Annotated in this window: 14 protein-coding genes; 4 read left to right on the forward strand and 10 right to left on the reverse strand. The window is 40.5% G+C overall.

Annotated features, from left to right (window positions below; genetic code table 11):
- Positions 1–132: 132 nt before the first annotated feature.
- On the forward strand, positions 133–1134 hold the full coding sequence (locus tag ABN099_RS15150; RefSeq protein WP_349464834.1) for a sulfate ABC transporter substrate-binding protein: 1002 nt from the start codon (positions 133–135) through the stop codon (positions 1132–1134).
- Positions 1135–1240: 106 nt separating this feature from the next.
- On the opposite strand, the gene tpiA is transcribed toward ABN099_RS15150, so the two are convergent.
- Positions 1241–2011 (reverse strand): triose-phosphate isomerase, encoded by a 771-nt coding sequence (gene tpiA / locus ABN099_RS15155; RefSeq protein ID WP_349464836.1) that lies wholly within the window; start codon positions 2009–2011, stop codon positions 1241–1243.
- 109 nt (positions 2012–2120) lie between these two features.
- Complete coding sequence (locus ABN099_RS15160; protein ID WP_349464838.1) at positions 2121–2759, reverse strand: DUF1454 family protein; 639 nt, start codon at positions 2757–2759, stop codon at positions 2121–2123.
- Positions 2760–2872: 113 nt separating this feature from the next.
- Between ABN099_RS15160 and ABN099_RS15165 the strand changes: the two genes are divergently transcribed.
- Complete coding sequence (locus tag ABN099_RS15165; protein ID WP_349464840.1) at positions 2873–3301, forward strand: DUF805 domain-containing protein; 429 nt, start codon at positions 2873–2875, stop codon at positions 3299–3301.
- Positions 3302–3397: 96 nt separating this feature from the next.
- On the opposite strand, the gene fpr is transcribed toward ABN099_RS15165, so the two are convergent.
- On the reverse strand, positions 3398–4144 hold the full coding sequence (gene fpr, locus ABN099_RS15170) for a ferredoxin--NADP(+) reductase (protein WP_349464841.1): 747 nt from the start codon (positions 4142–4144) through the stop codon (positions 3398–3400).
- Between the two features lie 333 nt (positions 4145–4477).
- Here fpr and emrD point away from each other — a divergent pair, with 333 nt between their 5' ends.
- Complete coding sequence (gene emrD / locus ABN099_RS15175; RefSeq protein ID WP_349464843.1) at positions 4478–5662, forward strand: multidrug efflux MFS transporter EmrD; 1185 nt, start codon at positions 4478–4480, stop codon at positions 5660–5662.
- A 159-nt stretch (positions 5663–5821) separates the two neighbouring features.
- Here the strand turns inward: emrD and glpK are convergent, their stop codons facing one another.
- Together glpK and ABN099_RS15185 are read right to left on the reverse strand one after the other, a co-directional pair.
- A complete protein-coding gene (gene glpK / locus ABN099_RS15180) occupies positions 5822–7354 on the reverse strand; it encodes a glycerol kinase GlpK (RefSeq protein ID WP_349464845.1) in 1533 nt (510 codons plus the stop codon).
- A gap of 42 nt (positions 7355–7396) precedes the next feature.
- Positions 7397–8212 carry an MIP/aquaporin family protein gene (locus ABN099_RS15185; RefSeq protein ID WP_349464847.1) on the reverse strand — a complete coding sequence of 272 codons (816 nt, stop codon included), beginning with the start codon at positions 8210–8212 and terminating at the stop codon, positions 7397–7399.
- A gap of 294 nt (positions 8213–8506) precedes the next feature.
- On the opposite strand from ABN099_RS15185, the gene zapB reads away from it, so the two are divergent.
- Positions 8507–8749, forward strand: a complete 243-nt coding sequence (zapB, locus tag ABN099_RS15190) for a septal ring assembly protein ZapB (RefSeq protein ID WP_064718466.1) — start codon at positions 8507–8509, stop codon at positions 8747–8749.
- A gap of 108 nt (positions 8750–8857) precedes the next feature.
- Here the strand turns inward: zapB and rraA are convergent, their stop codons facing one another.
- From rraA to ABN099_RS15215, 5 genes are all read right to left on the reverse strand, one after another.
- Positions 8858–9370, reverse strand: a complete 513-nt coding sequence (gene rraA / locus ABN099_RS15195; protein WP_349464849.1) for a ribonuclease E activity regulator RraA — start codon at positions 9368–9370, stop codon at positions 8858–8860.
- A gap of 108 nt (positions 9371–9478) precedes the next feature.
- Positions 9479–10396: a 1,4-dihydroxy-2-naphthoate polyprenyltransferase gene (locus ABN099_RS15200; RefSeq protein WP_349464851.1), complete on the reverse strand. Its 918-nt coding sequence runs from the start codon at positions 10394–10396 to the stop codon at positions 9479–9481.
- Positions 10397–10493: 97 nt separating this feature from the next.
- Positions 10494–11828: an HslU--HslV peptidase ATPase subunit gene (hslU, locus tag ABN099_RS15205; RefSeq protein ID WP_349464853.1), complete on the reverse strand. Its 1335-nt coding sequence runs from the start codon at positions 11826–11828 to the stop codon at positions 10494–10496.
- A gap of 12 nt (positions 11829–11840) precedes the next feature.
- Positions 11841–12371 carry an ATP-dependent protease subunit HslV gene (hslV, locus tag ABN099_RS15210; RefSeq protein ID WP_064718470.1) on the reverse strand — a complete coding sequence of 177 codons (531 nt, stop codon included), beginning with the start codon at positions 12369–12371 and terminating at the stop codon, positions 11841–11843.
- A gap of 109 nt (positions 12372–12480) precedes the next feature.
- Positions 12481–13269 (reverse strand): SPOR domain-containing protein, encoded by a 789-nt coding sequence (locus ABN099_RS15215; protein ID WP_349464855.1) that lies wholly within the window; start codon positions 13267–13269, stop codon positions 12481–12483.
- Positions 13270–13284 lie beyond the last annotated feature (15 nt).

Raw genomic sequence — 13284 nt, forward strand, 5'->3', positions numbered from 1 at the left:
TCGCTAGTAACTCTCTTACTCCCTTATATTTGCTCTTATATGCTTGTTTTATCTAACGAGTTATTTTTTATTATTTCATCGTTATAACGCTTTCTGTCAGCCTGTTATGAAACTCAATAATAGGGGATGGTCATGTTTAAACATTGGAGCACCTTATCAACAATTTTATTTACACTGATTTTTTCTCACTCACTATGGGCAAAAGAGATCCAATTACTGAATGTCTCTTATGATCCCACTCGTGAACTGTATCAACAATATAACCAAGCCTTTAGCCAACAGTGGGAACAGAAAACGGGTGATAAAGTTACTGTTCGTCAATCTCATGGTGGCTCAGGAAAACAAGCAACTTCAGTGATTAATGGTATTGAGGCGGATGTTGTCACATTAGCACTTGCCTATGATATTGATGCGATTGCACAAAGAGGGCGTATAGATAAACAGTGGTTAACACGTTTACCTGATAACTCGGCACCTTACACATCCACCATCGTATTTTTAGTTAGAAAAGGAAATCCCAAACAAATTCAAGATTGGGACTCATTGATTCAACCGGGTGTTTCTATCATTACGCCAAACCCTAAAACTTCCGGTGGCGCAAGATGGAACTATCTTGCTGCATGGGGATATGGCTTAAAAGCCAATCAGCAAGATCAAGAAAAAGCCAAACAGTTTGTGAAAGCACTTTATCAACATGTTGAGGTACTCGATTCTGGCGCGAGAGGAGCAACAAATACTTTTGTTGAGCGAGGAATTGGTGATGTATTGATTGCTTGGGAAAATGAAGCGCTGCTGGCTATTAATGAATTAGGGGCTGATAAGTTTGAGATAGTAACACCCTCGATTTCTATTTTAGCTGAGCCTACCGTTGCAGTCGTTGATAAAGTGGTTGATAAACGAGGTACTCGTGAAATCGCAACCGCTTATTTAGAATATCTTTACTCACCTCAAGGGCAGGAAATAGCCGCTCGAAATTATTATCGCCCAAGAGAGGGTGCGATAGCTGAAAAATACCAACAATATTTTCCTAAATTGACGTTATTTACGGTTGATGAGGTTTTTGGTGGTTGGCAATCCGCGCAGAAAACGCATTTTGCTACGGGTGGTGTGTTTGATGAAATTAGCCGTCGCTAATAAAAAATGGCAACACAAGAGACAAAAAAATCACCTTCTGTTTAATTCAGTAAGGTGATTTTCTCTATTTTTTATCTATTAACAACATAAGCCATTAAGATAAAAATTATTTTTTCGCTTTTGCTTGTGCTGCAGCTTTAACGATAACGGCAAATGCGTCCGCTTTTAGGGAAGCTCCGCCAACTAATGCACCATCGATATCGGGTTGACCAAACAGTTCGGCAGCATTTTTATCGTTAACAGAACCACCATATTGGATGATAACTTGTTCAGCGATAGCCGCATCTTTTTTCGCGATATGGTCACGAATAAATTTATGAATAGCTTGAGCTTGTGCTGGCGTTGCTGATTTACCAGTACCAATAGCCCAAATTGGTTCATAGGCGATAACGGCACCTTTAAATGCTTGCGCGCCATGTGCATTTAAAACAGCATCGATTTGGCGAGCACACACTTCTTGTGTTTTACCTGCTTCGTTTTCAGCTTCAGTTTCACCAATACATAATACTGGTGTTAAACCTAACTCTTTTAATACACCGAATTTTTGAGCGATAAACTCATCAGATTCTTTATGGTAAGTACGACGCTCTGAGTGACCGATGATAACGTATTTAACATCGACATTTTTCAGCATTTCTGCAGAAGTTTCACCAGTGAAAGCACCAGATAGGTTAACACCAGTATCTTGAGCACCTAGTGCAATACGGCTGCCACCAACTTCATGGCGAGCTTGGCATAGGTAAACTGTTGGTGGTGCAATCGCAACGTCACAACCTGCAACACCACTGACTTCTTTACGTAACGCAGCGATTAATTCGTGTACCATTTTAATGCTGCCGTTGAGCTTCCAGTTACCCATGACTAATGGATGGCGCATAACTTTTCCTCCAACCGAGTGGTTTAAATTAAATTTGCTGATAAATACATACAATTATGTTGATACACAACAGTATAGAGAACATTGAATAGAATAGCTTTGTTTTTTATCACGGAATAGCTGAATCGATATTGCTATTTAGTGAGAGCTTAATGGGTTCAATTGCAAAGGTGGTTAATTGGGTTCCTTCATTAGTAATAATATAACGAATAGCACCCACATTATGGCTAATATAAACAGGAATATTATCTTTGAAAGCGAATAAATCTAGTACCTCTTGAATTTGAGCAGAGGTAATAGAAACATCAAATTGTGCCACGAATGACATAATATATTTTATAGCCATTTCACGATTCTGTTTTTCTATTTCTGGTGATTCAGGCGTATGGATAAGCGTAAGTTGTAGGCTTTTTATTTTTTCGCTACCACGTTCTAAAACCGCAGATGAATACAAATAGGGTGTTATTCGCGTTGCGGCTCTAACCAGTGGAACGGTAATGTCGTTATTAGTAATAATTTTGTATTCATTTAAAAATAGTAACGGGTTCTGCTGGTTAAACTTTGCGCGCAATATAGGAATAGTGACTTCAAAAATAGGCGCATCTTGTTTAAGGTAAGAGATATCATCTTTACTTGGTTGTTTTTGTGCGACAGATACCACCACTGTTGCGAAAACTGAAGTTGGCAAACAAAGAGCAATGCTGATAATGATCGGGATTAACGTGAGATAAGTGCTTTTTTTTATCATCTGTTCTCCATTTGTCTGTTCTGCTATAGGCGAAAATAAACTCAGTCTGTATTATTCGATGCTAAATGGACAGTGTAAACTCACTAAATAAGTACATTATTGAGAAAATATTAATGACATTACAACATTGGGCGTTTTCATTCAAAGGTCGAATTGGGCGTCGTGATTTTTGGTCTGGTTTTGGGGTCTGTTTGATGCTCTTTTTAGGGCTCTCACTTTTTAATGAATATTATAGGTTACCCGCCATTGTAATGTGGGTGGTCTTGCTTGCTATTCTTTATCCGACATGCGCTATTTTTACGAAAAGATTACATGATAGAAATAAACGGGGTATTTGGATTTTACTCTTAATCTTCGCCATGATATTGGGATTAGCAGACACCAGTGGTTTAGACTCTTTTTGGCAATGGGCAATAGGGCGGTTTCTTCCTCTATTTATTACCATGGTGATATTGCTTGATTGTGGTGTATTTGTTGGTACTGATGGCGAAAATTATTTTGGGCAACAGACTGAAAACGTTGACTATAAACGCTTACGCTAATTTTATACTAAGTAAATTTATAGATTAATAAGATAAGGGCTGCACTTTAATAAAGTCAGCCCTTATTGTTTATCTTTTTGACGATAAATTTTACCGTTACCAATATTGTTCACTGGTGATATGTCCCGGTTTGCGTCGTAAATGTTTACGCATTTCCCGTTGTTCTTTAAGAAGTTGCTGGGTATCTCTCACCATTTGTGGATTACCACACAACATAATATGGCTATCTTCTGGGGTGATGGTTAATCCTACCGTTTTTTCTAATGCACCACTTTCAATCAGTGCAGGAATGCGACCTGTTAATGATCCAATGTGATTTTCTCGACTAACAATAGTCTGTATGCGTAACTTACCTTGATAACGCTCAACCAGTTTTTCCATTAATGGTAGGTAACTTAAATCATTGGCATAGCGAACGGCGTGAACTAAGACAATATTTTCAAACCGTTCTAGATCTTCACCTAGTTGTAAAATAGATAAAAAAGGACCAATAGCCGTGCCTGTTGAGAGCATCCACAATGTCGTTGTATCGGGGATTTCTTCTAATACAAAAAAACCGCTGGCTTGTTGTGTCACCAGTACTTCATCACCCTTTGTCAGTGCGGATAAGTTGGGGCTTAGTTTTCCTTCAGGAACAGTAACAAGATAAAATTCTAAATTAGGATCTTCAGGAGAATTTACATAAGAGTAGGCTCGTTGTACTCGTTCACCTTCGATATCTAATGCCAATTTTGCAAATTGTCCTGCTGTAAACTTATCAACAGGTGCCTGTACAACCAGACTCATTAATGCATCTGTCCAATGATGAACTTGGATAACTTTTCCACTGACCCAGTTTGCCATATTATGTTATCTCCTTTCTTGTAAACGCGCTTATATCGCCTGTTTATTCTAAAGAGGAAGGCGATTTTTAGTTATCGAGAAGATGTGGTGATGTTATTAATCTGAAATTTTGTTAATTGTTGACATAAAATGTACATTTATATTGACAATTATGGTGTATTTCTCTGACATTAGCATCAATACAAAAATTGCTGACTATCTCGCAAATTTTTCTAAATTTGTTACCTTAGTCTCATTCTTAGCAGAGACACATTTGCGGAGTTTATTTAAATAAATTCTCTGAAGTGTTTTCCTGTCCGTTAATCTGTTAATTGTTAATTCTTGAGCAAAGAAATGAGAAAGTTAGAACATGCAAATCTGTTGTTATTGATTATTGCACTAGTCGCTGTAGGTCAAATGACCCAAACTATTTATGTTCCCGTTATTGCTGATATGGCAGTTTACTTTGGTGAACCAACGGGTGCTGTACAACAAGTAATGGGTGCTTATCTTTTTTCTTACGGATTTTCACAACTTATTTATGGTCCTATTTCCGATAGAATAGGGCGTCGCCCGGTTATTTTGATCGGAATGACAATTTTCTGTTTAGCAACGCTAGTGGCGATTTTTTCAAAAAATCTAACGACATTAGTTATCGCAAGTACACTGCAAGGCATGGGAACAGGTGTTGCCGGTGTAATGACTCGTACCCAGCCTCGTGATTTATATACCGGAACCGCACTTCGTTATGCCAATAGTTTGCTAAATATGGGGGTTCTTGTTAGTCCATTATTAGCACCAATGATTGGTGGCGTGGTGGCGCACTTCTTTGGCTGGCATGCCTGTTATATCTTCCTATTATTATTAGGCACGAGTGTTCTATTTTGCATGTATCGTTGGATGCCAGAAACACGTCCTGTACAAGCTGAAAAACGCAAAATGTTATCTTCTTTTTACTTACTGTTATCTAACAGTACATTTAGTGCATTTTTGATTATGTTGATTTGTGCATTATCGGGGATCGCGGTTTTCGAGGCTTGTAGTGGTGTGTTAATGGGGGGAGTATTAGGATTAAATAGTATTACGATTAGTATCCTATTTATTCTGCCTATTCCTGCTGCTTTTTTTGGTGCTTGGTATGCAGGGCGTGAAGGTAAAACCTTTGTTCAATTGATGTGGCACTCTGTATTTTGTTGTTTAACTGCGGGTATTTTAATGTGGATCCCCGGTTGGCTAAATATTATTAATATCTGGACACTGTTAGTGCCAGCCTCTCTGTTTTTCTTTGGCGCAGGAATGCTATTCCCATTGGCAACGACAGGGGCGATGGAGCCTTTTCCTTACTTAGCTGGTTCTGCAGGGGCATTAGTTGGTGGCTTACAAAATGTAGGTTCAGGTATAGCAACATGGTTTTCGGCATTATTGCCACAACATAACCAATTTAGCTTAGGGATGATTATGTTTGTTATGTCTGTCGCGATTGTGCTCTGTTGGTTACCGTTGGCGCATCGTTTTAGTCATGAAGAGCATACTGTTTAGCGAAATAGATCTTTATTAAGATAATCTTGGTGGCTGATTTATTGCCTTAATATTTATCTTAGAAAAATGCCGATAGTGCTTATTTGAACTATCGGCATTTTAGTTTTGTAGCCTAAGCTACTTCTCTCTCTAACTCTTTTAAAGAATATTTAGTCGTAATTAACCGCGGTCTTCCCACTCTTGAGCACGTGCAACGGCTTTTTTCCAACCGTTATAACGATAGTTACGTTCAGTGGTTTCAATACCAGGGCGGAACTCTTTATCAATCGCCGCCTTGTTTTTCACTTCATCTAAGTCATTCCAGAAACCAATAGCAAGACCGGCAAGGAATGCCGCGCCTAACGCAGTACTTTCACGTACCACAGGACGCTCTACACGAGTACCTAAAATGTCAGATTGGAATTGCATCAAGAAGTTATTAGCAACCGCACCACCATCAACACGCAGTGATTGTAGACGAGCACCAGAGTCAGCTTGCATTGCATCAAGAACATCACGCGTTTGATAAGCAATAGATTCTAAGGTTGCACGAATAATGTGATTACGATTAGCACCACGGGTTAAGCCAAAAATTGCACCGCGAGCATATGGGTCCCAATACGGTGCACCTAAACCAGTAAATGCAGGAACAACATAGACACCGTTGGTGTCATTAACTTTAGTTGCGAAATATTCTGAATCCGTTGCTTCATCAATAAGTTTTAATTCATCGCGTAACCATTGAATAGATGCCCCACCAACGAATACCGCACCTTCTAATGCGTAGTTCACTTCACCACGAGGACCACAGCAAATAGTGGTTAACAAGCCGTGATTAGAACGCACGGCTTCTTTACCTGTGTTCATCAGCAAGAAACAGCCTGTACCATAGGTATTTTTTGCCATGCCACTTTGTACACATAATTGACCATACAGAGCCGCTTGTTGGTCACCCGCCATACCAGCGATAGGAATACGAGTACCCCCTTTACCACCAATGTTGGTTTGACCATAAACTTCAGAAGACGCCACCACTTTTGGTAACATATTGCGTGGGATCTCGAGTAAATCGAGGATTTTTTGATCCCACTCTAAAGAGTGGATATTAAACAGCATAGTACGAGAAGCATTTGTGAAATCAGTGACGTGAACACGGCCTTGTGTCATTTTCCACACTAACCAAGTATCGACAGTACCAAAGAGTAGTTCACCTTTTTCTGCTCTTTCACGCGCTCCTTCAACATTGTCGAGGATCCATTTGAGTTTTGTGCCTGAAAAATACGGGTCAACCATTAATCCAGTATTTTGGCGAATATACTCTTCTACGCCTTCTTTATCTTTTAAACGGGTACAGAAATCCGCAGTACGGCGACATTGCCATACAATGGCATTATAAACAGGCTTGCCGGTCTCTTTGTCCCAAACAATGGTAGTTTCACGTTGGTTTGTAATACCAATACCGGCAACGTGATCGGATGGAATATCTGCTTTTGCTAAAACTTCAACTAAGGTTGCACTCTGTGTTGCCCAGATTTCCATTGGGTCGTGTTCAACCCAACCTGGTTTAGGATAAATTTGCGTAAACTCGCGTTGTGAAATACTGACAATATTGGCGTCATGGTCAATCACCACGGCGCGTGAACTGGTTGTTCCCTGATCAAGGGCGACAATATATTTTTTCTCAGTATTCAATTGGTTTGTTTCAGTTGTCATAATAATAATCCGTTCTGATAATCAACAATATTGATGTAGTTGTTATTTGTCGTCTTCGATTTTGCAGGTATCACAAGGTAAGTGGCGGCCAATTAATTTACGATAAGCAAGCGCACCGATAATACCGCCAATAAATGGCGCAATCAGAGGTACTAAAAAGTAAGGAATATCACGTCCACCAGTGAGTGCTATATCGCCCCAGCCAGCAAAGTAAGCGACTAATTTTGGACCAAAGTCACGAGCAGGGTTTAAGGCGAAACCAGTTAATGGACCAAATGCACCGCCAATAACTGCGATTAAGATACCAATCAGTAAAGGGGCTAATGGACCTTTAGGAACACCGTTACCATCATCAGTAAGTGCTAAGATAAGACCAACCAGAATGATGGCGATAATAACTTCGATAAAAAATGCGTGTACAACAGAGATTTGTGCTGCTGGGTATGTAGAGAAAACACCGGCGGTAAAGAGACTTTCTTGAGAGCCTCGTATAATTGAGTTTACTTGTTCATAGTCGGTAAATAAATTGTAATACATAAAGTATACAATAAGTGCAGCAAAGAAGCCGCCTAACATTTGTGCAATGATATAAGGTAATACTTTTCTGCGCTCAAAACAGGCAAATAACCAAAATGCAACAGTCACTGCCGGGTTCAGGTGAGCACCGGAGGTACCAGCGGTAAGATAAACGGCTAAGGCAACACCTAGCCCCCAGATAATGCTTATCTCCCAAAGACCTAGCTGAGCACCAGCAATACGTGCTGCTGCTACACAACCAAGACCGAAGAAGACTAGCAATGCGGTTCCGATAAACTCGGAAATACATTGACCCGTAAGAGAGGTTTTCGTCTGGCTCATATATTCTATCCTGAAAGAGGGTTATTTATTGTTAGTATTCTTTTCGATTTGAAAAGATAACTGTGAATTTATCGTTAATGAGCGTAAACGAGAATAAGCGAAATTGAATTTTGTGTGTCTCATCAAGAAAATGAGTGAAAACGCTCTTAAATAGTGACTTGTTCGACATTTGTAATGTGATCAGACCAGTGTTTTTGATAAAATGAAAAAAAAATGTAATTCCACGGAAGATGCTAGACAGTTGTTGATAGGCTACTTACAATCGGAAGTATCGATTATATGGGGGATTACAGTATGTCATTTGAAGTTTTCGAGAAGTTAGAATCAAAAGTACAACAAGCTATCGATACCATCACGTTATTACAGATGGAAATTGAAGAGTTAAAAGAGAAGAATGACGCGCTGAGCCAAGAAGTTGAAGGTGCTAAAGAGTCAAGAGAAGCGCTAGTTCGTGAAAATGATGAACTAAAACAAGAGCAATCAAGTTGGCAAGAGCGTTTACGCGCACTGTTAGGCAAAATGGAAGACGTACAGTAATTGCTTAACCTTGTTGTTAGTTAAAATAAAAGCCACTTTAGGGTGGCTTTTATATCTCTTGAAAAGAGCAATAGAGGTGTAGAAGTAAAGATGCAGCGCAGTAAAGGATTATAAAACTTCTAGTGATCCGTCATCGGCATCTAAGCCAAGGGGCTCTTCTGATAAAACAATTCCAGTATTATCTGCATAAAGATAATCACCAGAGAAGAACGTTACACCACCAAAGTTAACGCGAATATCACTTTCGCCAATTCCTTCACTAGGACAACCTGCTGGTATCGCCGCCATTGCCTGAATACCTAAATCAAGCTCAGATAGCGCATCCACTTGGCGTACAGCGCCATAAATAACCATACCTTCCCATTCGTTGAGAACAGCAAGTTGTGCTAGCTCAGCATCAACTAAGGCTTTACGCACAGAGCCACCGCCATCGACCAAAAGAACGCGACCTTTGCCGTTTTCTTCTAGTAAGTCATAAAGCAGGCCATTGTCTTCGAAACATTTTACGGTGATGATTTGTCCGCTAAAGGCGCTACGACCACCAAAGTTCGAAAAGAGCGGTTCTACGACATTGATATCTTCTTGATAGATATCACAGAGTTCAGAAGTATCATAATTCATAGGATTTACGTCAGGTTGCCACAGGAAAAGCCAGTATATCTCTTAACAGGGGCTGTTGGCAAAAGACTCACTGGTAATTCAGTGAGTCAAATCAACAATCCGCTAAAATTATTCTAAAACTAAACCTAAAGAGAATAATACATTGGTAAGTAGTGCGGCTTTGACCATATGTTCAAGTAGTGGGCGCATTGCTTCACCAGTATGGTTCGCATTAACACGTTTAATATGCAGTAGTAACATGGGTACGGCTAATAAAAATAGCCATGCAGTCCAACGGTGCATATAAAGTAGTGTGAAGAAAATAAGGCAGGCAATAGAGAGAAAAATAACGCAGGTATGATAAGTACGAGAGCCCGCAGCACCTAAACGAACAGCTAAGGTATTTTTGCCCGCTTGAATATCACTTTCTAAATCGCGCATATTATTGATATTAAGAACAGCGACAGAAAGTAATCCGCATGCAGTTGCAGGAAGCAGTGTCACAATAGCCAAGGTGTTTGCTTGTAAGTAATAAGTGCCAATTACACTTAGCCAACCAAAGAAGATTAATACTGAAATATCGCCTAGTCCCATATAACCATAAGGGCGTTTTCCAACGGTATAAGTAATTGCTGCAACAATTGCCAGCAAACCCATCATTAGAAATCCAATGGCGTCTTCAGGTTTTTTACAGGCGACGATAATAAGCGCAATACCTGCAATACAGGAAATAATGACATTTAAAATGAGCGCTTTTTTCATTTGCGCGGGTGTTATTACACCTTTTTGCATTCCACGTAGTGGACCTAAACGCTCTTCTGTGTCAGTTCCTTTTACGGCATCACCATAGTCATTGGCGAGGTTTGATAGGATTTGTAAAGTCCCTGCCGTTAAAATTGCCAGCAGTGCTATAGGTAGCTCAAAGTGACCCATCCAGTAAGCCAGTGCAGAACCAGTCACTATCGCGATTAACCCTAAAGGCAATGTTTTGGGTCGTAAACTTTCAAGCCAGGCCTGAGTCCGGCTGGTGGAATTTAGAGAGCTCATGCTGAAATTCAATACTCGTCTTCGTTGTTATTATAAAAATAAGAATGGGAGGCAAGCCTCCCACGTAAATATTGCTGATAATGATCGCATAAGTTGATTATAAAATAAATCGACTCAGATCTTCATCTGCTACAAGCTCATCAAGATGCTCTTTTACATATTCCGCATCAATTAACACGGATTGCCCTTGGCGTTCACTCGCATCGTAGGAAATTTCTTCCATCAAACGTTCTAATACAGTGTGAAGACGACGAGCACCAATGTTTTCAGTGGTTTCGTTTACACGCCATGCTGATTCAGCAATTTTGCGAATACCGTCTTGTGTAAAGCTGATAGAAACGCCTTCTGTTGCCATTAATGCTTCATACTGTTTAGTCAGTGATGCATTTGGTTCGGTCAGGATACGCTCAAAATCTTCTGCTGTCAGTGCTTGAAGTTCGACACGAATTGGCAGACGCCCTTGTAATTCAGGAATTAAATCTGATGGGCTAGAGACTTGGAATGCACCTGATGCAATAAACAGAATATGGTCGGTTTTTACCATACCGTGTTTTGTTGAAACTGTACAACCTTCAACCAGTGGTAAGAGGTCACGCTGCACACCTTCACGAGAAACATCAGGACCTGAACTTTGTCCACCACGTTTACAGATTTTATCAACTTCATCGATAAATACGATACCGTGTTGTTCAACGGCATCAATCGCTTGCTGTTTTAGCTCTTCAGGATTGACTAATTTAGCGGCTTCTTCTTCAACAATTAGCTTAAACGCATCTTTGATCTTCATTTTGCGAGCTTTTTGTTTTTGACCCGCTAAATTTTGGAACATCGATTGCAATTGGTTAGTCATCTCTTCCATTCCTGGAGGAGCCATGATTTCAACACCCATAGGTGTTGCTGATAACTCAATTTCAATCTCTTTATCGTCTAATTGTCCTTCGCGTAATTTTTTACGGAAAGATTGGCGTGCTGCTGAAGGCTCAGAAGCTTGTTCTGCCACACCCCAGTTATTTTTTGCTGGTGGAATTAAGGTATCAAGGATACGTTCTTCTGCCATTTCTTCAGCACGGAAACGATTTTTTTCAATCGCTTGGCTACGAACCATTTTAACTGCCGAGTCGGTTAAATCGCGGATAATTGAATCAACTTCTTTACCCACATAACCCACTTCGGTGAATTTAGTTGCTTCAACCTTAATAAAAGGCGCGTTAGCTAATTTTGCTAAACGACGAGCAATTTCGGTTTTACCTACCCCTGTAGGTCCAATCATGAGAATATTTTTAGGGGTAACTTCGTGACGCAGCGCCTCATCAAGCTGCATACGACGCCAGCGGTTACGTAGGGCTATCGCCACAGCACGTTTTGCTTTATCTTGACCGATAATAAATCTATCGAGTTCGCTGGCAATTTCGCGAGGAGTCATTTCGGACATGCGCTCAGATCCTTACTCTTTTGAAGAGAGTTCTTCAAAGTTGACATTATGGTTGGTGTAAATACAGATATCTCCAGCAATATTAAGTGCTCTTTCAGCAATTTCGCGTGCGCTGAGATCTGTTGTTTCTAGCATTGCTCGTGCAGCTGCTTGTGCATAAGGACCACCAGAACCTATCGCAATAAGATCGTTTTCTGGCTGAACAACATCACCATTACCCGTAATAATCAATGATGTGTTTTCATCTGCAACAGCAAGTAATGCTTCAAGTTTGCGCAGCATTCTATCTGTGCGCCAATCTTTGGCGAGTTCAACGGCTGCTTTAGTTAAATGCCCTTGATGGAGTTCTAATTTACGTTCAAATAGTTCAAAAAGAGTAAATGCATCAGCAGTGCCGCCGGCGAATCCCGCAATGACTTTATCGTTATAAAGACGGCGTACTTTGCGGACATTGCCTTTCATGACGGTGTTACCCATCGTCGCTTGTCCATCACCACCGATTACGACTTGGCCCTTACGGCGAACACTTACGATTGTAGTCATGAGTCAGCCCCTGGTTTAATCAATAAAAAGAATACGGAGAGTGCATTTAATGACCCAGCACTACCCGTAATGTGAATTAGAATTATAGGTGGGGGATAAATTTTATTTTTCAACCCCCAGAAGAGCGAAGAATACAACCTGATACGCCAGCGCCTGCTGCTTGTCTGCTAACTGTGTTGGCTTGTTCTTTATTGTAAGGACCTGATAATACGCGGATCCAACCATCACTTCCTTTTGTTACTCTGCTTTCAACCCCTGAAAATGCCAATGTCGCTCTTACAGACTCTGCTTGTTCTGTATTTTTAAATGAGCCGCACTGAACTAAAAAACGGCTTTCAGTGATTGGTTTCGCGGGGGTAACTATCGCAGGTGCTTGCTCTTGAATGACAGGAGCAGGTTGTGGTGGTATTGATGATGGTATTGTTACAGGTGGTGTTACCGCAACCTGAGAACGAGGAACTTCACCGTTATAAGGTACTTCAGGAAGTTGTACAGCAGGTTGACGCTTATCTGCTTCAATTTGCTGTAGAAATTTCAATTGCTCAGGTGATAGCGTAGATTTCGGATTAATCTGGCTACCAGCAGAGGGTAAATTTGGCTGTAAAGGGGTACCGACCTGACGATTTTCTAGCTCTTTAATATATTGCCAGCGCTCTTCAGGTTTTGGTGGAAGGGTGTTTGCTGGATGTTGTCCAGTTGCTGGTGACGTTGTTTGCACTGACTCTTTTTTATTTTGTGTAATAAAATAGAGGCCGCCGATAAACAGCGCCACAATCGCAATTGCCGCAATAAGTGTTGTCAAAGGCAACCCTTTAGCGGCCTTTTTACCTTTACTTTTCGTTGTCTTTTTACGACGAGCAGATGTCTGCCCTCGTCCCACATAGTCTCGTTGTGCCACAGTTCGATTCGCTGA

The sequence above is a fragment of the Proteus hauseri genome, from assembly GCF_040139125.1.
Classification (GTDB): Bacteria; Pseudomonadota; Gammaproteobacteria; order Enterobacterales; family Enterobacteriaceae; genus Proteus; species Proteus hauseri_B.